We start from the raw sequence: 26,138 nt of genomic DNA, 5'->3' as shown, positions 1-26,138 counted from the left end.
TAATCATATTTTAATTACAAAAAATTTTGGCCAAATCAATATTTTAAAAGTAGTTAATAAATGCTAATAAATTACTTCTTCAATACTTGCGAAAAATGTATTTTTGTGCTTTCAAAAATGCACAACTAAATGATCCATTTTTTTGGGGATGAAAACAGTAAAGTTTATGCTGTTCAAACCACTTCAGAGTTCTCAAACGAAACAGAAAAAAAATTAACATGGTTGTTTGGCAACCTACCTAAAATAAACATGGCGTCTCTTGACGCCTTTTTTGTTGGTCCTCGTAAGGCAATGATCACTCCTTGGAGTACCAATGCTGTAGAGATTACGCAGAATATGGGTATCAATGACATTATTCGTATTGAAGAGTTTAACGCTGTCGCGGAAGATTTCTCTGACTATGATCCTATGATATCAGAGAAATATAATGGATTAGATCAAAAATCTTTCACCATTGATATTCAACCTGAACCAATTTTAGAAATAGAAAATATTGCTTCTTATAACGATCAGGAAGGGTTAGCTTTGAGTGAGGATGAAATTGAATATTTAAATAATGTTTCTAAAAAAATAGGTAGAAAACTGACTGACAGTGAAGTATTTGGTTTTTCACAAGTAAACTCAGAACACTGTCGTCATAAAATCTTTAACGGAACCTTTGTTATTGATGGAGAAGAAATGCCCACTTCTTTATTTAGATTAATTAAAGAAACATCAAAACAAAACCCGAATGACATCGTTTCGGCGTATAAAGACAATGTCGCCTTTATAAAAGGTCCAAAAGTGGAACAATTTGCACCTAAAAGGGCTGATATTCCTGATTATTACCAAAAAGAAAAATTCGAATCAGTTATATCGTTAAAAGCAGAAACACATAACTTTCCTACTACGGTAGAGCCGTTTAATGGTGCCGCAACAGGCTCTGGTGGAGAAATTCGTGATCGATTGGCCGGTGGAAAAGGTTCACTACCCTTAGCAGGAACCGCTGTTTACATGACTTCGTATTCTCGTTTAGAAGCGAACCGCCCATGGGAACAGGACATGGATGAACGCAAATGGTTATATCAAACCCCGATGGATATTTTAATCAAAGCTTCTAACGGAGCTTCTGATTTTGGTAATAAATTCGGTCAACCATTAATATGCGGATCTGTATTAACTTTTGAACATGAAGAAGATGCCAGAAAATTAGGTTTCGATAAAGTGATCATGCAAGCCGGTGGTATTGGTTATGGTAAAAAAGATCAAGCCTTAAAAGATACTCCTGCTACTGGTGATAAAATTGTAATTCTAGGTGGTGAAAATTACCGAATTGGTATGGGAGGTGCAGCGGTCTCTTCGGCAGATACTGGTGAGTTCTCAACGGGAATTGAATTAAATGCCGTACAGCGCTCAAACCCTGAAATGCAAAAACGTGCTGCCAATGCAGTTCGCAGTATGGTTGAGAGCGATGAGAATTTTATTGTTTCAATTCATGATCATGGAGCTGGAGGGCATTTAAACTGTTTATCAGAATTAGTTGAAGATACTGGAGGACATATTGATTTAGATAAATTACCTGTAGGTGACCCTACCCTATCTAATAAAGAGATTATCGGTAACGAATCTCAAGAGCGAATGGGGTTAGTAATTGCCGAAAAACATATTAACACTTTAAACAGAATTGCAGAACGTGAGCGTTCACCAATGTATACGGTTGGTGATGTTACGGGTGATCATCGTTTTACTTTTGAGTCTAAAACCAATGGCAGTAAACCCATGGATTTGGCTTTAGAAGATATGTTTGGTAGCTCACCTAAAACAATTATGACCGATACTACTGTAGATCGAAACTATCAAGAAGTATCTTATTCTAAAGAGAACTTTGCAAATTATCTGGAGCAAGTATTACAATTAGAAGCAGTTGCCTGTAAAGATTGGTTAACAAATAAGGTAGATCGTTGTGTTGGTGGTAAAGTGGCGAAACAACAATGTGTTGGTTCTCTACAAATTCCTTTAAATAATGTTGGGGTTATGGCATTAGATTATATGGGTAAAGAAGGTATTGCAACTTCTATTGGTCACTCACCTATTGCTGGATTAATAGCTCCAGAAGCAGGGAGTAAAAATTCTATTGCAGAAGCATTAACAAACATTGTTTGGGCGCCTTTAAAAGATGGTTTACAGTCGGTATCATTATCTGCAAACTGGATGTGGCCTTGTAAAAATGAAGGTGAAGATGCGCGTTTATACAAGGCTGTAAAGGCTATTTCTGACTTTGCAATTGATTTAGGAATCAATGTACCAACCGGAAAAGATTCTTTGTCAATGAAGCAAAAATATCCAAATGAAGAAGTCATTTCTCCGGGTACCGTAGTTATCTCTGCTGCAGCTAATTGTAATAACATAACTAAAGTTGTAGAACCCGTTTTAAAACCAGGTAAAGGAAGTATTTACTATATCAATTTATCACAAGATGATTTTAAATTAGGCGGTAGTTCTTTTGCGCAAATTGTAAATAAAATTGGTAACTCTGTTCCGACTATTACAAATAATAACTTCTTTAAATCTACTTTTAATACGTTACAAAAATTCATTAAAGAAGATAAAATAATTGCCGGACATGATGTGGCTTCTGGCGGACTGATTACTACCTTATTAGAATTATGTTTTGCAGACGTAAATATCGGCGCTAATCTTGATTTATCTCAAATAAACGAAGAAGATAGTATTAAACTATTGTTTGCAGAAAATTCAGGAATTATATTCCAAGCTGTAGATGATAGCGTTGAAGTCGAATTGGAAAAAAATAATATTGAATTCTTTAACATAGGTTCTGTAACAGAATCTGATCGACTAAATATTAGAAATGGCTCAGATGTATTTGCTCTTTCTATTGCTGAATTAAGAGATACTTGGTATACAACCTCCTATTTATTAGACAACAAACAAACTGCAAACGGTTTAGCCAAAGATCGTTTTGACAACTATAAAAAACAACCATTACAATATATCTTCCCTAAACATTTTACAGGAAAACTAAAAGATGTCACTTCGAGTGATTCTCAAAATGCGAATCGTATCGAGAAGCCAAAAGCAGCGATTATTCGTGAAAAAGGTTCTAACTCAGAGCGCGAAATGGCCAATGCCATGTACTTAGCGGGTTTTGATGTAAAAGATGTACATATGACAGACCTCATCTCAGGTCGTGAAACGTTAGAAGATATTCAATTTATAGGCGCCGTTGGTGGCTTTTCTAACTCCGATGTTCTAGGTTCTGCAAAAGGCTGGGCAGGCGCATTTTTATATAATGAAAAAGCTAATACCGCATTGAAAAACTTCTTTAAAAGAGAAGACACACTTTCTGTTGGCATTTGTAACGGAGCTCAATTATGGATGGAATTAGAATTAATGAATCCAGAACATGATGTTCATGGTAAGCTCATCTATAATGATTCTGGCAAACACGAAAGTGCTTTTACATCTGTAAAAATTCAAGAGAATAATTCTGTAATGCTATCCTCTTTAGCAGGAAGTACACTAGGTGTATGGATCTCACATGGTGAAGGAAAATACAATCTTCCGCTTAGTGAAGAAAACTATCATATCTGTGCGAAATATGCCTACGAGGGTTATCCTCATAATCCCAACGGATCTGATTATAATGTTGCTATGCTATGTGATAAAACGGGAAGACATCTAGTAACTATGCCTCATATAGAGCGCTCTACATTTCAATGGAACTGGGCTCATTATCCTGAAGGTAGAAAAGACGAAGTTTCGCCTTGGCTTGAGGCCTTTGTCAATGCCAGAAAGTGGATTGAGAAAGTGAACGAATAAAAAAATGGCTTTAGAAAAATCTAAAGCCATTTTAAATTTATAATAAAAAGAGATTATTCGTTTACGCTTGCAATTGTAGACTCACCAATTACAATACCTTTTTTAATGTCGGGTGTACCTTTATATAGAATATTGGCCTCTCCATATGAGGTTACTTTTAAACGATCTGAAACCGCCAACTGATAGGTACCTTCCCCGTATGAAGTTACTTTAGCGTTTTTTGTGGCTACATCTAGAGTCCTTACTTTACTAGATCCGTACCCTGTGATTTTTTGGTTTGCTATACTACCAGAATCAATTACCAAATGGCTTTCGCCATAAATAGCAACACGTAAATCATTCAATTTAGCATCTTTTATTAATACTTCAGATTCGCCATAAATACGCAGCGTGCATTCATCTTGATCTAAAGAGCTTTCAAAAGTAATTTTCTCTTCTCCTCTTAGAGAAAAAGTATCTACACTAGTATATGTAATCTTTACTTTAGCAACCGTATTTTTATAAATTGGCTTCTTATGTTTCCAACCGTTATGATTGTACTTTGCATGCTTTGTGGTTGTTTTTGCGCCTTCTAAATATACCTGTAGTATATTATTTTCGATCTCATAATTAAATTTTTCAATAGGAACTATAATTTCTTTGACCTCAACCTTAGCTGTTTCACCTTGAACAAATTCTACCTCTATATGCGGACTAACTATTATCTTGTCAAAATTATCTGTAAGTTCAATTGTTTTTTCTTGAGCTGCCGTTATATTTACCGTAAAAAAAGATACTAGTAAAAGAGCAAATTGCAAACGATACTTCATAATATTTCTTGGTTTTAATGTAGAGACAAACTAGAATAACTTTTGTTACAGTTTCTAGTGAATAAAGATACAAAAAGTGTAACAGTTTAGATTTTATGTAGTCTTAATAGTATAGGATTCTAAAACTAACAATCATGAACAAATTCTTACCAATTGCATTTATTTTGTTTCTTTCATTAGCTATTTCTGCTCAACGTACTGTAAGCGCTTCAGACATTTTAGACGATATTAAAACCGGTAAAACAGTAACTTACGAAAACGCTACTATAACTGGCACATTAGATATGACTTATATGGAAGATAAATTACCAGATCTACCTAAAAAACATAAGTGGTATAAAAATGGTGGAAGTAATACTGTAAAAGAGACTATAGAAGGTAGAATTTCATTTATTAACTGTACTTTTGAAGGTGATGTTTTAGCATACATTCATGATGAGGGTAGCAAGTATACTTTTGTTGCTAGCTTTGAAAATGATGTAAGATTTAAAAATTGTGAATTTAAAAGAAATGCCATGTTCAAATATTCTTCATTTGAAAGAAATGCTGATTTTGCAGGTTCAAAATTCCAAAGAGAATCTACTTTTAAATACGCAAAATTTGACAATAATGTAAGTTTTGCTAATACAGTATTCGAAGAATATGCAACATTTAAATACACAAAATTTAAAGACGGCGTATCATTTAATAATGCTCGTTTTGAAGAAGATTTAAATCTAAAATATACTAAAGTAAGAGGAAATTTTAACGTGTCTGGAATGAAAGTAGCTCACGATATCAACTCAAAATATACAGACATCAATGGTGATGGTTTATCAAAGTATTTGTTGAACAACGATTAGTCAACTTCTCGATACAACCCCGATTACTCGGAATCACTCGAATTGACAATTGCTTTATTAATTTGTTTTACTAAACTCGGTCCTTTATATATAAAGCCGGTGTAGATTTGAACTAAATCTGCTCCGGCTTCGATTTTTTCTAAAGCATCGTTAGCAGAATGAATCCCTCCTACTCCAATTATTGGAAATGCTTTATTAGATTTTTCTGATAGAAAACGAATTACCTCTGTTGATCTTTGTGTTAATGGCTTACCGCTTAAACCTCCAGTTTCTTTTTTATTATTAGAATGTAAACCTTTACGGGAAATTGTTGTATTTGTCGCGATAACACCCTCAATTTTTGTTTCTTTTACAATATCTACAATATCTATTAACTGATCATTTGATAAATCTGGTGCAATCTTTAAAAGAATAGGTTTTGTTTTACCTTTAGGGCAAAACTTCGCCATTTTTTTATTCTCAACCTGCAGCGCTTTTAATAATTTGGTCAATGGTTCTTTATCTTGTAATTCTCTGAGATTAGGTGTATTTGGTGAGCTAACATTTACCACAAAGTAATGTACGTAATCAAAAAGATCATTAAAACTAATTAGGTAATCTTCTATTGCTTGTTCATTAGGTGTAACTTTATTCTTACCTATATTACCTCCAACTAGAATGTTTCCTTTTCTATATTTAAGTCGCTTACAGATTATATCTAAACCATCATTATTAAACCCCATTCGATTAATAATTGCCTGATCATCTTTTAATCGAAACAATCTTTTTTTAGGGTTGCCATCTTGGGGTTTAGGAGTTACAGTTCCAATCTCTATAAAACCAAATCCAAAATTTGGTAATTCATCAACTAATAAGGCATTTTTATCAAAACCTGCCGCAAGTCCAACAGGATTTTTAAAAGTAAGCCCGAATAATTCTCGTTCTAACTTTTTATCATTTACCTCAAACGACTTCCGCGTAAGCGAAGCTACAAATGGTAATTTAAATACAATTTTTAAACATGAAAAAGTAAAATGATGGACTCTCTCTGGGTCAAAAAGAAATAATAGTGGTTTGATTATGGCTCGGTACATTAACTTAATTAATTAGTTGAGTTAATTCTTTTTTCTTCAAAAACCATCCTATTATGTTCAGGGTTTTTTAGAGAATATTCAACAGGATAAACATCATCAATATTAACTTCAAAATCCAATCTTTTTCTTGTTTCACCTCTAAAAAGTTTATCCCCTACTTTAAACTCATATCTATATCTCTTTTTAGTAAAGCTCTTATTAACATCCAATACTAAATAAATTTTACCTTTAGTAATACCTTTATTTTCATCAATATCATTATGAAAGTTGTTTTTATATTTTATACCAACCACTAACAAAACTATAGTTAAAACAATAGCAATTATAACCGTTTTAGAGTTGAAATCTTTACCCATAACAATCTTATTCTTATCTCAATTCAGCATTAAAATCCCGCTCAAAAGCGTTTTGCAACTTTTGCATTACTTTATCAATCTGCTTGTCATTTAGGGTTTTATTTTCGTCTTGCAACAAGAAACTCAATGCATAAGATTTCTTACCGTCAGGCAAATTTTTGCCTTGATACACATCGAATAAATCAACATCTTTCAACAGCTGCTTTTCAGTTTGTAAAGCCGTAGTATATAATTCTTTGAACGAAACTGAGTTGTCTAACAATAAAGCTAAGTCTCTTTTCACCGTTGGGAACTTAGGTAAATCTTTAACCTTCAATGACTTTCTACTCGTTAATTGTAAAATGCTTTTCCAATTAAAGTTTGCAAAGAGCACCTCTTGCTTTATGCCGAATTCTTTTAAAATTGAACGCTTTACCACACCAAAATCAACTAGTGCAATCTTGCCTTGTTTTAATGATAATCCTTCAGAAAAAATATCATTCTTAGTAGGTGCAGATTTTACACCATTTATGCCTAAACGTTGTATTAAACTGCCTATTATGCCTTTTAAATAAAAGAAATCTGAAGTTTTAGTAGCCGTAGACCAGCTATCTTTAGAACGATTTCCGGTAATGGTAAGTGTTAAATGTTTATCCTCGTTATAACCACTATCATATTTATGATAGGTATTGCCAAATTCAAAGAGTTTTAGGCTATTACTTTTTCTATTCAAGTTATAAGCTACAGCTTCTAATCCGCTAAATACTAATGATTGACGCATAACCGATAAATCGGCACTTAACGGATTCAACATCTCTACATTATATTCTGCTTTTAACAATTCAGATAATTCAACGTACTCGGGCTTCGTTAGAGAATTAGCCATCATTTCATTGAATCCTAAAGAAACCAATTGATCAGAAACTAAATTCTGTAATTTGCCAGCATTAATTTTATCTGTATATGAAATAGAAGTACTTAATTTCTGCGATGTTTCAATATTGTTATAACCATAAACTCTTAAAATTTCTTCGACTATATCGGCTTCTCTAGTAACATCAGTACGATAAGCCGGTATTGTTAATCCCAAGCCAGCATCGGTTTCATTATTAATCTTAATTTCTAAAGAAGCTAAGATATTTTTAATAGCATCCTTAGATATTTCTTCGCCAATTAATTTAAAAGCTCTATTATACGACAAGTGTACTTGATGATCTTCAATTTTATTAGGATAAATATCTACAATTTCAGAAGATATTTGTCCGCCAGCTATTTCTTCTATCAATATAGCTGCTCTCTTAAGAGCATACTCTGTCATATTTGGATCTATACCTCGCTCAAAACGAAAAGATGCGTCCGTATTTAATCCATGACGTTTTGCCGTTTTACGTATTGAAATAGGATCAAAATATGCTGCTTCTAAAAATATTGAAGTTGTATTTTCTGAAACTCCAGATTTAATTCCTCCAAAAACACCACCAATACACATAGGGTTCGATTCTCCATCGCAAATCATAATATCTTCTTGGTGCAATTTACGTTCGACCTCATCTAAAGTGATAAACTTAGTATCAGCTGGTAATGTTTTTACAACTATTTTATCTCCTTTAATTTTTGCAGCATCAAAAGCATGTAATGGTTGTCCTAATTCATGTAACACATAATTGGTAATATCAACTACATTATTAATAGGGGTCAATCCGATTGCTTTTAGTCTGTCTTTTATCCATTGGGGAGATTCATCAACATTAATATCAGTCATCGTTACACCCATATATCTAGGCACCAAATCATGATCCTCTACTATTACATCTACCTTGTGTTTTCTAATATCAACATCAAAGTTACTAATTGATGGAGTGATTAACTCAATATCTATATCTTGTTGATTTAAACCAGCTTTTAAATCGCGGGCTACACCTAAATGACTCATTGCGTCAGATCTATTAGGTGTTAAACCTATTTCAAATACTTGATCTGTAGAAATATTAAATACATCAGCAGCTTTTTCACCAGCATTCAATGAACTATCTAAAATCATTATACCATCATGACTTTCTCCTAAACCTAATTCATCTTCAGCACAGATCATTCCATGGCTCTCTTCACCACGTATCTTTCCTTTCTTTATTTTAAATTCATTACCATCTTTATCATACAATAGTGTTCCAATGGTTGCCACAGGCACTTTCTGACCAGCTGCCACATTTGGTGCTCCACATACAATTTGTACAGGTTCGCCATTTCCAAGGTCAACAGTGGTAACTTTTAATCGATCTGCGTTAGGATGTTGCTCACAAGTTAAAACTTCACCTATCACAATTCCTTTTAAGCTTCCTTTTACAGACTCAACCGTTTCAATCCCTTCAACTTCTAATCCAAGATCTGTCAATAGATCTCCCGTTTTTTCAGCATCCCAATCTAACTGCAAGAATTGTTTTAACCAATTGTATGATATCTTCATCTACTATACTCCTTTAAATAAGTGAGCAAAGATAATTAATCTGTTGAAGTAGTTTTATTGCTTTTTGCAAATTTATTCAACTGCCTTAAAACTTCTATACAAACCTCTTATTAGGTGTACTTGCGTAATCTTTATTATTTTTATACTTTGCATTCCCTCAAAAATTCACTTTATGTCGAAAGAAATTACACGCCTTTTTGATTTCCCTTACCATCAACTAGAAAAATTTAATCTAGATAAAGCTTTGGTCACAAAGTATGGTGATAAATGGATTGCCACTTCTACAAAAGAATATATAGCTAAAGCAAATGCTATTAGTAGAGGTTTGATACGATTAGGGGTAAAAAAGAATGATAAAATTGCTGTAATTTCAACTACCAATCGTACAGAGTGGAATATATGTGACATCGGTATTTTACAAACTGGCGCTCAGAATGTACCTATCTACCCTACAATTTCAAAAGAAGATTATGAATATGTATTAAATCATTCTGAAGCAATTTATTGTTTTGTATCTGACGAAACCATCCTTGAAAAACTGAATCAGATAAAAGAAAAAACCAAGCTAAAAGAAGTATATACTTTTAAGGAAATTTCTGGTGAAAAAAGTTGGGAAGAAGTATTAGAACTAGGTAAAAACGATAGCAATCAAGATGTTGTTGAAGACAGGATGAGTTCTGTTAATCCTAATGATTTAGCTACTTTAATTTATACTTCAGGTACAACGGGAAGACCAAAAGGTGTAATGCTTTCTCATAATAATATTGTTTCTAATGTATTGGATGCAGATAAGCGTGTTCCATTAGCTCCTGGTCAAGATAAGGCTTTAAGTTTCTTACCAATATGCCATATTTTTGAGCGTATGATTTTGTATTTATATCAATACAATGGTCTACAAATCTATTTTGCTGAAGCTATTGATAAATTAAGTGATAATGCCAAAGAGATAAAGCCAAATGTTATGACGGCCGTCCCCAGGCTATATGAAAAAATATATGATAAGATTGTAGCCAAAGGAGACTCTTTAACAGGAGCAAAAAAGAAACTATTTTTCTGGGCTTTAGATCTTGGCCTAAAATATAAACCGTATGGCGAAAATGGATGGTGGTATGAACGTCAATTAAAATTAGCGCGCAAACTTATTTTTAGTAAATGGCAAGAAGCTTTAGGTGGTGAGTTAAAAATTATGGTTTCTGGTAGTGCTGCTTTACAACAACGCTTAACTAGAGTTTTTGCAGCGGCAGGAATGCCAATTATGGAAGGGTATGGCCTAACAGAGACTTCACCTGTGGTGTCTGTGAATGATGTTAGAAATGGTGGATTTAGACCAGGTACAGTAGGTAAAATAATTGATGGCGTTGAAGTAAAGTTTGCCGAAAATGGCGAGTTATTAGTAAAAGGGCCAAATGTTATGCAAGGGTATTACAAAGATTCTGAGAAAACTGCTGAAGTCATAGAGGATGAATGGTTCCATACTGGAGATAAAGGAGAAATTGATGGTGATGGTTTTTTAAGAATAACTGGTCGTACTAAAGAAATGTTTAAAACATCAGGAGGCAAATATGTGATACCGCCTTTATTAGAAGGTGAGTTTAAGCAATCATTATTTATTGAGCAAATTATGGTTGTTGGTGAAGGTGAAAAAATGCCAGCAGCATTGATACAACCTAATTTTGAATACATTAAAGAGTGGAGCCAAAGAGAAGAAGTAAGTGTCGGTACTACGAATGAAGAAATAATAAGTTCAAAAATTATTGTCGACAAAATACAAGAAGAAGTCTTTGCCTGTAATGAAAAATTTGGCAAGTGGGAACAAATCAAACGCTTTGAACTTACTCCAACTGTATGGTCAATAGATAGTGGGGAACTAACTCCAACCATGAAAATGAAACGAAAAGTTATTAAAGAAATCTATAAAGATTTATACGACAAAATCTATAGTTAATTCATAACTTTACATTCTCAAATTCCTAACGCTTTTCATGGAGCATTTTATAGTATCAGCGCGTAAATACCGTCCTCAAACTTTTGAAGATGTAGTTGGCCAACAAGCCATTACAAATACGTTGCAAAATGCTATTAAAAACAATCATTTAGCACAAGCTTTATTATTTACCGGACCTCGTGGAGTTGGTAAGACATCATGTGCAAGAATACTGGCAAAACAAATCAATCAAGATGGTCAAGAGGTAAATCCAGATGAAGATTTTGCCTTTAATATCTTTGAACTTGATGCTGCTTCTAACAATTCTGTAGACGACATAAGAAGTTTGACCGATCAGGTTCGTATACCGCCACAAACGGGTAATTACAAGGTTTATATTATCGATGAGGTACATATGTTATCTCAGGCCGCCTTCAATGCATTTTTAAAGACATTAGAAGAGCCACCAGCACATGCCATTTTTATTTTAGCAACAACTGAAAAACATAAAATCATTCCAACAATTTTATCTCGTTGCCAAATATTTGATTTTAAACGAATTGGTGTATCTGATGCTAAAAATTACTTAAAGAAAATTGCGCGGCAAGAAAACATCAATGCTGATGATGATGCGTTGCATATTATTGCCCAAAAGGCAGACGGTGCTATGCGTGATGCACTTTCTATCTTTGATCGTGTAGTTAGTTTTGCAGGTGATACTATTACGCGTCAAGCTGTCGCTGAAAATTTGAATGTTCTTGATTACGATTCTTACTTTAAAGCAACTGATCTAATTATAGAAAATGACATTCCTAATTTATTGATTCATTTTAATAAAATTCTTAGTAAAGGATTTGATGGTCACCATTTCATTGCTGGATTAGCATCTCATTTTAGAGATCTCTTAGTAGCTAAAGATAAAGCTACTGTAGAACTATTAGAAGTTGGCGATACTGCTAAGAAGCAATATTTAGAACAAGCTATTAAAGCACCAATGAGCTTTCTATTAAAAGCAATTGATTTAGCTAACGATTGTGATCTTAAATATAAGTCAAGTAAAAATCAACGGTTATTGGTTGAATTAACTTTAATGCAATTGGCTTCTATCACTTTTGATGGAGAAAAAAAAAAGCGTAAACACTTTATAATTCCTGCTAAGAATTTTATCAACACTTCTAAGTCTATAATTGATAAAAAAGAACCTTTAAATAAGATTGCCGAGTCTAAAAATATTCCTTTAGAAACTAAAAAAGAAATTGTACCGCAATCCGTGAGCGAAGTGAAACTTGCTAAAAAAGAGCCTGTTGAAGTACTAGAGAAACCTATTTTAAAAACGGAGCGTAGACGTACTTCAGCGTTATCATTAAATAGCATTAATAAAAAACCAACTGCAAAAAAATCTATTATTGAAGATCATGTAAATGCCGATGATTTGCCAAAAGATCATTTTACTGAGATAGAGTTTAAGAATCTATGGGAAAACTATATAGAAAAGTTAATTAAAAATGGAGAAAAAATTGTCGCTTCTATAATAAAATCTGATACCCCTAAAATTGATGGAAATACTATTTCTCTAACATTTCCTAACAGCATGATGAAAGGTGAATTTAATAAAGCTAAACATAAACTTTTAAAACATCTTCGTGAAGAATTAAATAACTACAGTATTGATTTCAATATTATTGTAAATGAAGAAAACACAAAAAAGTTTGCATATACTCCTCAAGAAAAATACAACAAACTTTTAGAAAAAAATCAATCTTTAGCAAAGCTAAAAAACACTTTCAAACTAGATCTTTAATATGCTAGGATTAAAATTTGATACCGAAACCTCTTGGACCGAAATTGCAAAAGATAATTTACAACAGATATTAACAGATCATGCTTTCTTAGAGCAAAAAGCTGCCTCAAATGCCGTTTCAATTATAATTAACTACTCAGAAGAAACAGAATTAGTTTCCGCCATGAGTGAAATTGCCATTGAAGAAATGGAGCATTTTAAAATGGTTCATGATTTAATGATAAAACGCGGCATGTCTCTGGGTATTGGTCAAAAAAATGATTATGCCATAAAACTTCAGCAGTTCTTTACAAAAACAAAAGACAGAACAGAAGCATTAATACAGAGATTATTAGTCGCTGCACTTATTGAAGCTAGAAGTTGCGAGCGTTTTAAAGTGTTTTCAGAAAACTTAAAAGACCAGGAATTGTCAAATTTTTATAAGGACTTAATGATTTCTGAAGCCAATCATTATAAGGTTTTTTTAGGTTTTGCAAGAAAATACCAAGATAAAGAAGTAGTAAATAAAAAATGGAAAGCACTTTTAGCTTACGAAGCCGAGTTTATGAAAACTAGAGGTAATAAAGCAAAAGTTCACGGATAAAATCATAAATTTGATAAAAAAATAAGGAGAAAAGTTAATTGTAGTAAAGCAAATGCCTTATATAACTTCTCTCCTTTCTCCCCTTGTTGTTAGCTCCTTACTGGAGCAAGATTTTACGAAAAAAAATAGTAAGGAGAAAAGTTACTCGTAGGTGTTAATCATAGTTTAACTTTTTCGCTTCTCTCCTTTCTCCCCTTTTCTTTGTCTCCTTTCGGAGTATATTAAGAACGTAATAGTGTTTCTAATTATTGTACAGGACAAATGTATGTTCTAAAACTATATTGGTCAATAGAGCAATTAGGTATTTTTAAAACTCATGGTTTTCAGGGAGTTTTAAAACTATTTATAGTAATCTGATTTTAAGCGTATTAAATACTTAAATCTAAATTAAAATCTAATTTCAACAAAAAAATCATCAAAACTAATTGATGATTTTTTTTAAATATTTTTTTGAGTTTATATAAACCTCATGGAAAACGGGTAGCTAGGATGCTCTCCGTTACTAGCTTTTACAGCATTTATGATTGGAAATATGAAATAAAACACCCCAATTACTAAAAATCCAAGCAATCCTAGTCCAAAAAATAAGATTAGAGGTATACATATTAATGTATAGATAATCATACTTAAACGAAAGTTAATGATACTTCTGCCGTGCTCATCCATTTCATTCACTTTGTTCTTGCTCGTTTGCCATATAATGAATGGCACTAAAAATCCTCCAATAAGTGTAACTAGATCTAATAATTGACTTAAATGGGTAATAACTAATAATTGATTGTTTGTTTTCATGGTTTTGGTTCTTTTTGATTAATGACTCTACTTATCTATAAGACGCACAAACCGACATTTTGTTACAAATAATTAGCAACCAGTCAATTACAATCATATACTAACATAATACCTAACCAATTAGTTTTCTTAATTTTACAGCATATAAAATAACCTAATGATCCAGAATGATACAATTATTGCTTTAGCAACTCCGTCTGGCGTCGGTGCAATTTCTATAATCCGTATTTCGGGAGAAAAAGCAATAGATATTGTATCGTCCTACTTTAAGTCTATTAGTGGTAAAATTTTAAATGAGCAAAAAACCCATACTATACATTTAGGTCACATTGTAGAAAATGACAAAATTTTAGACGAAGCATTGGTTTCACTTTTTAAAAATCCTCGCTCCTATACTGGTGAGAACGTGGTAGAAATTTCTTGTCATGGTTCAGTTTTTATCCAACAAGAGATCATTCAATTATTCTTAAGAAACGGTTGTAGAATGGCTGATAATGGTGAATTTACCATGAGAGCCTTCCTTAACGGGAAAATGGATTTGAGCCAAGCTGAAGCGGTGGCGGATGTTATTGCTTCTAATTCTGAAGCTTCACATCAAATGGCAATACAGCAAATGCGTGGCGGTATTACCAATGAATTAAAGACTTTACGTCAACAATTATTAGATTTTGCTTCTTTGATCGAGTTAGAGTTGGATTTCTCGGGCGAAGATGTTGAATTTGCTGATAGAACGCAGTTTAAAGAGTTAGTATCAAAGATTATTTCGGTTTTAAAACGATTGATAGACAGCTTCGCTTATGGTAACGCTATGAAAAATGGAATTCCTGTAGCCATTATAGGTGAACCTAATGTTGGAAAATCTACTTTACTAAATACTCTTTTAAATGAAGACAAAGCGATAGTTTCTGATATTGCGGGTACCACACGAGATGTCATAGAAGATGAAGTTATCATTAATGGTGTTGCTTTTCGGTTCATTGATACTGCTGGAATTAGAGACACTGAAGATATTGTAGAAAGTATTGGTATAAAAAAGGCCTATGAAAAAGCCGATAAAGCCCAACTTGTAATTTTCTTAATTGACTCAGAAAAATATAAAATACAAAGCACAAAATTTGAATTAGATCTAAATAATGCTAAAGATCGATTTAACGATAAAAAACTATTAGTTATAGCAAATAAAATTGATTCTTTGTCAAAAAATGAACATCAAAGTTTAAAATCTAAAATTCCTAACGCGCTTCTATTGTCAGCTAAAAAAGGAGTTGGTATTGATGAACTTAAATCTGAGTTAACCTCGTTAGTAAATACTGGAGCTTTGAGTAACAACGAAACCATTGTTACAAATTCCCGACATTTCGAGGCTCTAAATAATGCATTAGATAGTATACTAGCAGTTCAAAATGGTATTGAAAACAATCTACCCTCTGATCTTTTTGCTATTGATATTAGAGAATGTCTTAGTCATATAGGTAATATTACAGGTGAATATGATGTAGATAAAGATATTCTAGGAAATATATTTTCTAATTTTTGTATTGGGAAGTAAATATTAATTTTCCAAAACATTAATCTTCACTTTTTTTATTAATAACATAAATACATAGCTTGAACGTTTTTCTAAGGCTAGGACAAAATAGCAATAACGTAAAAATTTATTAAGAATTTGGATTAAAGAATAGCCATAACTTGCTACAATTAATAGAGTGTTGAAAATGGTTAATTTAAAAAATACAATTGTTTATATTTGAATAGAAAATATATAAATGCTTTAAATGAAAATAAAAAGTTTAAAAAATAATTTAATTAATCTATTAAACGATTTTATCCAAGAAAATGAAATTGAGGTTAATTGTGAAATAGACGAAAACACTAGGTTAATAGGTAGCTCTTCAATCTTTGACTCTCTCGAATTGGTCCAATTTATAGTTGAAGTTGAACAATTTTTAGATGATGAATATGATATTGAAGTTCAATTAGCGTCTGAAAAAGCTATGTCAAGAAGAAATAGTCCGTTCATTAGCTTGAAATTAATGCATGATTTTATTTTAGAAGAAGTGAATGAATAAAACCATATTAATAACAGGAAACAGAAAAGGTATTGGAAGAAATTTGACCGAACACTATTTAAAAAATGGCTTTAACTTGGTTGGATGCTCTAGATCAAATACAGACTTAGTACATCAAAATTATTTTCATGTACTTGGTGATGTTACCTCCGAAAAGGATGTGAAAAGGATAGTTAAAGAATCTAAGAAAAAATTTGGATCAATAGATGTTTTAATTAATAATGCAGGAAAAGCTTCTATGAATCATTCCATATTAACACCAGTTTCTACAGTTAAAGATCTTTTTGAAACAAATTATTTAGGAACATTTCTTTTTTCTAGAGAATGTTCGAAACTGATGATGAAACAAAAATTCGGCAGAATCATAAATTTTTCAACTGTAGCTGTTCCTATGTACTTAGAGGGAGAAATGGTTTATGCATCAAGTAAAAGTGCTATAGAAACAATGAGTAAAATACTATCTAAAGAAGTTTCTAGGTATAATATAACGGTGAATGTGATAGGACCAACACCAGTTTTGACAGATCTAATTAAGGTAGTTCCAGAAGATAAAGTTCAAGAAATACTTAATCAACAAACTTTAAAAAGATTTGGAACTTTTGATGACATTACGAATGTAGTTGATTTTTTTATAAGTGAAAAAAGTTCTTTTATAACTGGTCAAAAAATATATTTGGGTGGGTTATGATAAATGATATTTTAAAATCATACAATGGGGTTGCTATTATTGATGAAAATAGCTCGTATACATTTGATGATTTAATAAGTCAGATTGAAAAATTTAGGATCCAAATAAGTGAAGAAATAACTAAAAATGAAAACATTGTTATATACTCAGATTATAATTTTCAATCGATATCCCTACTTCTTTTATTATCAGAGTACCCGGTCAATATTATTCCAATAGTAAAAACTACTGAAAAAGAATTTTTCGATAAAATTGACTCTTCTAAGCCTCATAAAATTATTACATTTAATAAAGAGGGTTCACTTATAGTCGAAAAAATAAATTCAACTTCACCCCCTACAAATGAGTTTACAATTTATACAAATAAAGGAGATGCAGGAATAATTCTATTTTCTAGTGGAACTACAGGAAAACCAAAAGTAATGATTCAGAATTTTTCTGAAATCCTAAAATCAATAAAAAAACCTCGAAGAAAAAGGTCACTAATCTTTATTATCTTATTAATGTTTGATCATATTGGAGGTTTAAATACATTATTAAATTGTTTGATTACCGGATCACCTTTTGTAATTCCAAAAGATAGAAATCCTTCTACTATTATAAATTTAATTGGAAAGTATAAAGTAAATATTCTGCCAACAACTCCAACTTTTTTAAATCTATTATTAATAGATGATAATTTTAATCCACATAAATTAAAATCTTTAAAACTAATAACTTACGGAACAGAAAGGATGTCTGAAGTATTATTAAAAAAAATAAATTCTTTTCTTCCGAGTATTAAATTACTGCAAACTTTTGGAACTAGTGAAACTGGTATATTAAAAACTAAAAGTAAATCTTCTGATAGTCTCTTCTTTAAAATAATTGACGATGAAAAAGATTATAAGATTGTTGATAGTGAGCTATACTTAAGATCAAAAACTTCGATAAAAGGATATTTGAATCATAGCAATGAAAGTTTCAAAAAAGATGGTTGGTATGCAACAGGTGATCTCGTTGAAACGGACGACGATGGGTATATGAAAATTATCGGAAGAAAAAATAAAATAATTAATGTAGGAGGATTAAAAGTTTATCCTTCTGAAGTTGAAGAAGTATTAAATTCCATTGACGAAGTTATAGATTCTACTGTTTATGGTCAACAAAATAATATAACAGGTAATATTGTTTGTGCAAAAATACATACTAATTTTAATGACAAGAAGCTCTTAAAAAAATTAATAAAAAAAACATGTAGAGAAAGACTTGACAAATTTAAAATTCCGGTAATGATTTCATTTGATGAATTAAAAATCACCAATAGAGGAAAGAAAAATGAAAAATAAAATTATTCGGTAAAGTATTTATATAAGTTTAATGTCTATATTGTCATAATTCTTAGATAAATTTGACAAGGTTCATTAATAATCAATTCAGTATTTATTTATGAATTAAATTGCTAATTAGAAAAAAAGAAAAAGAATGATTGAATTTAATAATACCAAAATTTTAGGGATAACATCCTGTGTTCCAGAAAATTTAATGGATCTCAAATCAATTTTCAAGAATGAAAGTGAGACTCGATTAAAAAAGACATCGCAGGTTACTGGAATAGAGTCGATTAGAACGGCAAGCCCAGATACAACAGCATCCGATCTTTGTATTAAATCTGCTGAAACATTATTTAAAAAACTCAACTTTGATAAGAGCGAGATTGATTCGATTGTTTTCGTAAGTCAAACAAGAGACTATGTTATGCCGCAAACTTCGTTTGAAATTAGAAAAAACTTAGGTTTAAGTAATAGCACAACCTGTTTTGATTTACCGCTAGGATGCACTGGCTTTATTCAAGGACTTTTTCAGTCATATAGCTTACTTCAGAATAAAAAAATAAAAAATGTTCTGCTACTATGTGGTGATACAATAACGAAATATTTGAATAAAGAAGATTTTGCCACTAAAAGTGTTTTTGGTGATGGAGGATCCGCTTGTATAGTTTCTTCTTCAGAAAAAAAGTCTTCTACTTTTTTTCATATTAGAGCAGTAGACGAAAAAGTAGAATCTTTAATCATGAAGTCAGATGAGCTTTTTATGGATGGTTTTGAAGTTTTCAAATTTGTTAGTAAATATGTTCCAAAATCCATTAAAGAAAACCTAAAATATCTTGATCAAAACATTGATGATTTTGATAATGTAATTTTTCATCAAGCAAATGATTTTATCATTAAATTTTTAAATAAAACGTTGAAGATTGACAGCTCCAAATCACCAACCGTTTTGAACGGATTTGGAAATACAGGTCCAGCTTCAATACCATTGGCGCTTACAGAGAAGTTCTTCAACGTAAAAAAAGGGAATACACTTTTGAGCGGATTTGGGGTCGGATTATCGTATGCAAATTGTGTAGTAAATTTATCGGAAACAGAAATATTCAAAACTATTATATACAATGAAAAATAATGAAATCATTGAAGAAATTGCAGAACTCTTAGAACTAGAGGGAGGTTTCGATGTTAATGAAACACCTATTCAATTTGATTCACTTTCTTCCTTAGGCCTAGTTTCTTTTTTGGATTCTAATTTCAATATTAATGTCACTAAAGAAGAAATAGAAGAATTTAAAGTCATAAACGATGTTGTAAAATATATTGATGAAAAAAAAAGTTGATTACGTAATTGCAGTAGATTGACGGTACTATTCCTTAAAGCGATTTATGCTCGATTAACGCCTTGTATTATTAATACGGAAGAAGAAGTAAAACATTGTATTAGCGCACTTGAAAAAGTTAATGAGTAGAATTACATTCTAAAAAGAAAGAATAAAATATATGATATCCATAGCTTAGGATGTAAATACCCTATAAGGATCCAATATAAACGTCTCAAAACAAAAGAACATCCCAAAATTAAGGAAGTTGTCCATCGGTTTACCACTATAAACTTTTCTTGCTTTATGTTCACGTTAACAAGACCTATATAGGACGAATATTAATTTTCATTTGTTTTTGCGTCGTCTATCTTATTTTGTAATAATAAACATTCATTCAAAAGAACTATTTTTTCATTTCTTCTTTCTTTCCAATATGACATAATTACCATTATCATGCCAATGATTTTGTTTGGTTAGTATATCAAATCCATTGTCTAATAATACGTGAATAAATTGTGGATTATTATATATCAATATTACATTCATATTTTCTAGCTTATCAATAAACTTCTTCATTATTTCAGCATCAAAAGGGTTATATAGATAGAAAACAAGATTTGTTCCAAAATTTTCAATATTAACATCTAATATATTACATATCTGTAAGTCAATCTGTTCATTGAAAAGTTTATTAAAGTTGTCTTTAGCAATATGAACCAAGTATTCACTATAGTCAATACCTATTATTTTATTCTTTAAATTGTGTTTTATAATTAACTCATTCCAAATGATTAGAACCTTACCTTTACCACTGCCAATATCAATGAATGTATACTTTTCTAGACTTGTACCTAAGTAGGTATAAACAAAATCAAATGATTTTTTGACTACACTTTCCCAGCTACACATATAAAAAAAACAATTTTCTAAATATTCATTTACTTCTAAAAATTTATCTTTTGGCAACCACTTATGCGTATCGACGCCTCTCTTAATATCAAACCAATGATTTTCAAAAAAATATAAAAAAGGAAGTTTAATTCCTTTATGTTTATACATATTTAGATAATCCCTTAGACCAAATTTCACCATACAAATTCTGTTTAGCTTTCTAATAGTTAATAAATATAAGTAATTAAAGAATAAATATTTTCAAAAAACAGCACCTTATTAACACCCTATTAAAATAAATCAGACTTTAAGTATCTACTTTTCAACTATCCCGCTCCAAATATTCGAATAGTAGAGAAAAACAATTAAGTTTAAACTATCCTGACTGTTTACTTATTTTCTATGGTAAATGGTAATGATGTCCCATTGACTTCTAGAAATAAAAAAGCCTGATCAGGGTTTTTGACTTATCTTTTATGGCTTTGAAATACCATTTACATATAATACACTCATTTTGTATTAATTAATAATATTTTAAGATTAAAAATTGGATAAATTTTAGTAAAAGAGGGCATATATTGAACTCCTTTTAGTAGAAATATGTAGATAAAATTGAAAATAATTAATGTGAGAATAGAAACGCCTAAAACAAAAAAGCATGCCAAAGTCGTGAAAAATTTTCAATTAGCTTGCTTATAAAAGGTAAAAGAACTTACATCATTCTCCCGATTTATCTACTTGACGCTCTTATTTACTTGCCAAACTCTTTTCAAAATCTCTGCAATATGTTGCAGTAAAACTCAATACATTACATAATATTGTTTAAATTTAAATTACCTACTCTACTTTTAAACAGTTCAATTTTAAATGAAGATAATTACATCTTTTTCCTTGCAGTACATATATAAACAAACTCATATACTTGATGCACTTCTATTTCCTCAAGATCATTAGGCAGCAAGTCAACGGGGCATCCGACAATGGTATTGAGGCAAGCAAATACTTTCTTAAAATAAAAATGTTCTAGCCATGAAGCTGATTCGTACTCTTGCTCATCTAAAAACAGGATTTTTCCGCCTTTTTTTGTCACTCTAACCATTTCCTTGAGAGCAGTTTTTGGATTTGCAAAACCATTAACTGCACCATAATTAGTGGTAATATCAAAGGTTTCAGATTCAAAAGGAAGATTAGTAGCATCAGCGACAATAAAATCTGCTTGAACTTTCTGCTTGCTCATTAAACTTCTTGCTTGGACTAACATTTCTAAAGAAAAGTCTACAGCAGTGTAATCTGCATTCAAATCCATCCAACCATGTCGAAAAAGTGAATTACCAGTACCACTGGCAATATCAAGCATTTGTATTTTTCTATCTGATTCTAGATATTCTTTTTGAAACTCCATATGAACAGAAGCATGGCTTTTTTTAGGTGTAAAATTTCGAATCTTAAGTATCATTTTTATTGGTATAGAAAGTAAAAGTAAGTAGGCATATCTGGGATATTTTGTTAAAAAAATAATATACATTACCATCGGTATGAATAACAAAAAATCAAAAAGAGTCGCATCATTTATACCACGAAATACAATCAGATCTATAAAATTATATGTTGAGAAAATTAATAAAAAAACTAATAAAAAATATACAATCCAGTATTTCACAGATACTCTTGCTGGTCTAACTGGAAGCATAAAGAAAGGATTCCAAAAATTATAAAACCAAGCTGTGTATTTATAAAGTCTTTCTCTAAGCCTTTTATCTACTTTACTAATAGACTCTACAAAATAAAGTTTGGGAATTCCATCTTCACAAATGTACTTCTCACCACACTCGCTACACATCCAAAAAGTATCGTAACGATTATTAATAGCATTTTTTTTACATGATGGACATATCACTTTAGACTCAATCATTTTGTGTCATTTTAATATTAAATATTCCAATACTGTCCTTTTTCATTTGTAGAGCAATTTTACATTAATTACAGTCTAGAAAATAATATAAGTGATCTACAAAATTTTTTGTTGTATGTTATATTCATAAATTACATTTTAGTTTAAGAATATAATATAACAAATTAAACCTTATCGCTAATATAAACTTATTATTCAAAATAAAAAGGGTTGATAATCATTGATGCAGCGATTTTTTCGTTATTAAAAAGAGATAAACTATTGAATTGGAAAGTGAATGAAATCAATTAGTAATAAATAAGTAATATCTAAAATTTTAGATTGTTAAAATATAAATGCCTTTTTTGATTCACTAATATATTCTGAAACTAGATACAAATAAAAAAATTATCCCTTTTAAAACCAAAATTTACTATTTTTGTGATAGTTGCGAATTTTTGATAAAGAAAAAAATAATCTATTATGTACTATTTATATTTAGGTCCAGGTGTCGGTGGTGGAATTTTGGCGATAATTATTGGAGTAGTAATTTTAATTTTAATTACTCTATTTACTTTTTTATGGTTTCCAATTAAACGCTATTTGAAAAAAAGAAAAAAATCAACTTGATATTTTTAGCCGGCTTTCTTATTTCCTTATTGGCAATCCTCTTTTTTTTAAAATTGAAATATATTTCAAGCATCAATGATTGGATACTTGCGACATCACAATTTGTATATTATAGTGGCCATCCTACATTAAATGATGATGAAATATTTAATCATATAAAAAAAAGATTTAGAAGTGTAGCTAGTTTTTTGTTGGTTGTACTACTAAAAACGGTATTGTTCATTTTTGTTATTATTTTTTTAGTTGGTATTTCATCCATCGTTATTAACTTACTGAACGGAAAAGCTATTCCTCATTTTAAATCGGATGAGTTCATTTCGGAACTTTTTCCAAAACACTTGTTTCAATGGCCCTTTATATTGGGTACATTATTGCCAATAATATTTGTTCCTCTAATTTCTAAGAAAAAATCAAAAGAGAAAGAACCTTATTCTGCAATCGATAAATTGTTACATTATATTTTTTTAGGAAATAAGAATATATCTCGATTTATTTTTAAAATTGAGTTACTCTTAAATAAGAAGACATTAAGAAATAATGCTTCTATTAATAATGTTTATATAGCGGGTATGGCAAGAGCAGGCACTACTGTAATAATGCAGTATTTGGCTGAATTACAAGAATTTAGAAGTCTTTCTTATAGAAATTTACCCTTTCTGTTTATGCCTAAAACCTGGCCTCTTTTAATATCAAAAAAAAAGGTGCAAGAAAAAGAACGATTTCATCAAGATGGCGTTAAACATAGTTTAAATTCGTATGAAGCCTTAGAGGAGCCCTTTTTTAGAAATTATTTAGGAGATCAGTATATAAAGTACGATAAAATTATTAAGCACAAATTAAATAATGATACATATAAAAAATACAATTATTTCAGAAAATTGGTCGCTAAAGACAAAATTTATTTGGCAAAGAATAATAACCATTTACTAAGAGCTGAATCGTTACAGCAATTAGATGATAACAATAATAACAAAACAATAACTATAATTCCATTCAGAGAACCTTATAAACAGGCCACCTCATTATTAAAACAACATAAGTTATTATCTAAATTACAAAAGGAAGACCATTTCACACTAGATTATATGGATTTTTTAGTGCACCATGAATTTGGCTTACATACCAAAATACCGACCCTAGTAGAAAAAGATTTTCATTCAAAATCAAATGAGGATAGTCTTGACTATTGGCTAGAAATTTGGTATTTTTTCTATTCTCAAGTATATATTACTTTTAAAGAAAAAAGAAGTTTTCATTTTTTTTGTTATGAATATTTTGTTTCTAGCCCTAAAAAATCCTTAGAAACATTACTTTCAAAAATTGAACTACCACAAGAATTAGTTGATTCCATTAAAATAAAAAAATTTGAATCAAGAGCCAGTGAAAACACTAGTCAAAAAGATATTAAATATGTAACTTTATATAAGAATCTTGAAAAAATCGCCATTAATAATTATGGATAAATTTGTAAAAATTCTACGCGTTATATTAGTCCTGTTTTTTTTAATTTGGATAATTAGTTGGTCTAGCATACGTGCTTTTAAGAAAGTTGAAGGAGGGGATTCTGGACTGTATAATAAAATTATGGTAGAACTTTACAATACGCCTAATGAAATTAGAAAATGGTTCAAATCCAAAGAGGTGCTGCCTAAAAATGCATTAGAAATAAAAGGTATTGACTCTCTTCAGGAAATTGGTAAAGCCAATAACCTAGAATATGTTAGTGATTCAATTTTTTTACTTCACACTTCATTTATTAATCCTACTACTAGTGAAATATTGTTGCAAAATATTAAAACTGGCGAAGTAGCTAGAAAATGGACCATTCCACTAGATATTATCTTAGCAGACTTAGATACTATTATATCTATTTTTGATAAATCCAATCTAAACAAAAAATTGTCTGAAAATATGAAAAAGAGCATCCAAAGAAAAACAGACGAGATTATTATAAGACATCAGATGATGCTTGAAGATGGTTCTGTAATATTTAAAGTAGCATCGTATGGATTTATATATAAAATGAATAAGGATTCTAAAATTCTTTGGAAAAGTAATAAAATCGCGCATCATTCATTAGAGCTAGACGAAGAAGGTAATATTTGGGCTTGTTCTATTGATCTTAATAATGATACCGCTAATTCTATTGGTTATAGAGATGATGCCATTTTATGTTTAGATCAAGAAGGAAATCAATTATACCATAAATCTTTGACAGATATTTACTTTGAGAACAACCTTTTCGAAAGTACAGTGGAGGCCACACCAATTGGATACAATTGGAATAATACGTATAAAGATCCATTTCATTTAAACGATGTTAAGCCCGTAATGAATGATGGTACCTATTGGAAAAAAGGAGATGTTTTTCTGAGTATGAGAAATAAAAGCTTAGTTGCATTGTTTCGACCTCAAACTAATAAAATAATAATGCAAAAACAAGGTCCTTGGATGAATCAGCATGACGTTGATATTGAAAATGATTCTATAATATCAATTTTCAATAATAATCTTTCTTTCTTAAATGATAGAGTAAAAAATGGTAATAATATTGCCATATTCAATTTTAAAACAGATCAAACAAATTTTATTTTGAATAATATGTCCAATACAAAATGGCAGGGTCGCAAATCAATACTGTCATCAAAAGATATTTTTGTTGAGGAAACACATAACGGCATATATTATTTATATGATTCTATTGGAACATTAAAATATAAATTCTATGTTCCATATAGGCCCGAGCCTAAATATGCCCAATTCCCAGGGTGGTCTAGATTATATATGAAAAAAGGAGGAAAGTATTTTGAAGAATAAAACATGAAAGAAGATAATAACTAAGTTGCTGATATTTTTTGATAACTTCCTATTATATCTTTTAATTAGCTAATATTT

20 protein-coding genes are annotated in these 26,138 nt (G+C 30.7%); 13 read left to right on the top strand and 7 right to left on the bottom strand.

The window, feature by feature from the left end:
• Nucleotides 1-129 precede the first annotated feature (129 nt).
• On the top strand, nt 130-3,819 hold the full coding sequence (gene purL, locus AC1EUV_RS09795) for a phosphoribosylformylglycinamidine synthase (RefSeq protein WP_480198520.1): 3,690 nt from the start codon (nt 130-132) through the stop codon (nt 3,817-3,819).
• Nucleotides 3,820-3,872: 53 nt separating this feature from the next.
• Here purL and AC1EUV_RS09790 read toward each other — a convergent pair whose 3' ends face one another.
• Complete coding sequence (locus tag AC1EUV_RS09790; protein ID WP_480198519.1) at nt 3,873-4,628, bottom strand: head GIN domain-containing protein; 756 nt, start codon at nt 4,626-4,628, stop codon at nt 3,873-3,875.
• A gap of 134 nt (nt 4,629-4,762) precedes the next feature.
• Here AC1EUV_RS09790 and AC1EUV_RS09785 point away from each other — a divergent pair, with 134 nt between their 5' ends.
• Nucleotides 4,763-5,470, top strand: a complete 708-nt coding sequence (locus AC1EUV_RS09785; protein WP_480198518.1) for a pentapeptide repeat-containing protein — start codon at nt 4,763-4,765, stop codon at nt 5,468-5,470.
• 23 nt (nt 5,471-5,493) lie between these two features.
• On the opposite strand, the gene AC1EUV_RS09780 is transcribed toward AC1EUV_RS09785, so the two are convergent.
• From AC1EUV_RS09780 to pheT, 3 genes are read right to left on the bottom strand one after another with little or no spacing between them, the layout of a single operon-like run.
• A complete protein-coding gene (locus tag AC1EUV_RS09780; protein WP_480198517.1) occupies nt 5,494-6,543 on the bottom strand; it encodes a quinone-dependent dihydroorotate dehydrogenase in 1,050 nt (349 codons plus the stop codon).
• An 8-nt stretch (nt 6,544-6,551) separates the two neighbouring features.
• A complete protein-coding gene (locus AC1EUV_RS09775; protein WP_480198516.1) occupies nt 6,552-6,899 on the bottom strand; it encodes a hypothetical protein in 348 nt (115 codons plus the stop codon).
• 13 nt (nt 6,900-6,912) lie between these two features.
• Nucleotides 6,913-9,342, bottom strand: a complete 2,430-nt coding sequence (gene pheT / locus AC1EUV_RS09770) for a phenylalanine--tRNA ligase subunit beta (protein ID WP_480198515.1) — start codon at nt 9,340-9,342, stop codon at nt 6,913-6,915.
• A gap of 172 nt (nt 9,343-9,514) precedes the next feature.
• Here pheT and AC1EUV_RS09765 point away from each other — a divergent pair, with 172 nt between their 5' ends.
• The 3 genes from AC1EUV_RS09765 to AC1EUV_RS09755 are packed head-to-tail and all read left to right on the top strand — an operon-like array spanning nt 9,515 to nt 13,650.
• Entirely contained in the window at nt 9,515-11,287 is a 1,773-nt protein-coding gene (locus tag AC1EUV_RS09765) for an AMP-dependent synthetase/ligase (RefSeq protein ID WP_480198514.1), read from the top strand.
• A gap of 37 nt (nt 11,288-11,324) precedes the next feature.
• Nucleotides 11,325-13,067 carry a DNA polymerase III subunit gamma/tau gene (locus AC1EUV_RS09760; RefSeq protein WP_480198513.1) on the top strand — a complete coding sequence of 581 codons (1,743 nt, stop codon included), beginning with the start codon at nt 11,325-11,327 and terminating at the stop codon, nt 13,065-13,067.
• A 1-nt stretch (nt 13,068) separates the two neighbouring features.
• On the top strand, nt 13,069-13,650 hold the full coding sequence (locus AC1EUV_RS09755; protein WP_480198512.1) for a MiaE family protein: 582 nt from the start codon (nt 13,069-13,071) through the stop codon (nt 13,648-13,650).
• A 456-nt stretch (nt 13,651-14,106) separates the two neighbouring features.
• On the opposite strand, the gene AC1EUV_RS09750 is transcribed toward AC1EUV_RS09755, so the two are convergent.
• On the bottom strand, nt 14,107-14,442 hold the full coding sequence (locus AC1EUV_RS09750; protein WP_480198511.1) for a DUF4870 domain-containing protein: 336 nt from the start codon (nt 14,440-14,442) through the stop codon (nt 14,107-14,109).
• A gap of 157 nt (nt 14,443-14,599) precedes the next feature.
• Here AC1EUV_RS09750 and mnmE point away from each other — a divergent pair, with 157 nt between their 5' ends.
• From mnmE to AC1EUV_RS09720, 6 genes are all read left to right on the top strand, one after another.
• The gene (gene mnmE, locus AC1EUV_RS09745) at nt 14,600-15,991 is read left to right on the top strand and encodes a tRNA uridine-5-carboxymethylaminomethyl(34) synthesis GTPase MnmE (protein ID WP_480198510.1); all 1,392 of its coding nucleotides are present in this window, start codon (nt 14,600-14,602) and stop codon (nt 15,989-15,991) included.
• Between the two features lie 226 nt (nt 15,992-16,217).
• A complete protein-coding gene (locus AC1EUV_RS09740; protein WP_480198509.1) occupies nt 16,218-16,511 on the top strand; it encodes a hypothetical protein in 294 nt (97 codons plus the stop codon).
• Nucleotides 16,504-17,199, top strand: a complete 696-nt coding sequence (locus tag AC1EUV_RS09735; protein ID WP_480198508.1) for an SDR family NAD(P)-dependent oxidoreductase — start codon at nt 16,504-16,506, stop codon at nt 17,197-17,199. The genes AC1EUV_RS09740 and AC1EUV_RS09735 overlap by 8 nt, the downstream gene beginning before the upstream one ends.
• Nucleotides 17,196-18,527, top strand: coding sequence for an ANL family adenylate-forming protein (locus AC1EUV_RS09730; RefSeq protein WP_480198507.1), 1,332 nt, complete (start codon nt 17,196-17,198; stop codon nt 18,525-18,527). The genes AC1EUV_RS09735 and AC1EUV_RS09730 overlap by 4 nt, the downstream gene beginning before the upstream one ends.
• A gap of 136 nt (nt 18,528-18,663) precedes the next feature.
• Nucleotides 18,664-19,641, top strand: coding sequence for a ketoacyl-ACP synthase III (locus tag AC1EUV_RS09725; protein WP_480198506.1), 978 nt, complete (start codon nt 18,664-18,666; stop codon nt 19,639-19,641).
• Nucleotides 19,631-19,849 carry an acyl carrier protein gene (locus AC1EUV_RS09720; RefSeq protein ID WP_480198505.1) on the top strand — a complete coding sequence of 73 codons (219 nt, stop codon included), beginning with the start codon at nt 19,631-19,633 and terminating at the stop codon, nt 19,847-19,849. Before AC1EUV_RS09725 ends, AC1EUV_RS09720 begins: the two co-directional genes overlap by 11 nt.
• Nucleotides 19,850-20,242: 393 nt before the next feature.
• Here the strand turns inward: AC1EUV_RS09720 and AC1EUV_RS09715 are convergent, their stop codons facing one another.
• Both AC1EUV_RS09715 and AC1EUV_RS09710 read right to left on the bottom strand, forming a co-directional pair.
• Complete coding sequence (locus AC1EUV_RS09715; protein ID WP_480198504.1) at nt 20,243-20,890, bottom strand: methyltransferase domain-containing protein; 648 nt, start codon at nt 20,888-20,890, stop codon at nt 20,243-20,245.
• A 709-nt stretch (nt 20,891-21,599) separates the two neighbouring features.
• Entirely contained in the window at nt 21,600-22,634 is a 1,035-nt protein-coding gene (locus tag AC1EUV_RS09710; RefSeq protein ID WP_480198503.1) for a class I SAM-dependent methyltransferase, read from the bottom strand.
• A 662-nt stretch (nt 22,635-23,296) separates the two neighbouring features.
• Between AC1EUV_RS09710 and AC1EUV_RS09705 the strand changes: the two genes are divergently transcribed.
• Together AC1EUV_RS09705 and AC1EUV_RS09700 are read left to right on the top strand one after the other, a co-directional pair.
• Nucleotides 23,297-24,706 (top strand): hypothetical protein, encoded by a 1,410-nt coding sequence (locus tag AC1EUV_RS09705; RefSeq protein ID WP_480198502.1) that lies wholly within the window; start codon nt 23,297-23,299, stop codon nt 24,704-24,706.
• Nucleotides 24,699-26,060, top strand: a complete 1,362-nt coding sequence (locus AC1EUV_RS09700) for an arylsulfotransferase family protein (protein ID WP_480198501.1) — start codon at nt 24,699-24,701, stop codon at nt 26,058-26,060. The genes AC1EUV_RS09705 and AC1EUV_RS09700 overlap by 8 nt, the downstream gene beginning before the upstream one ends.
• Nucleotides 26,061-26,138 lie beyond the last annotated feature (78 nt).

The organism is Maritimimonas sp. 2304DJ26-3, from assembly GCF_056591635.1.
This window is presented reverse-complemented; position numbering and strand designations above follow the sequence as displayed.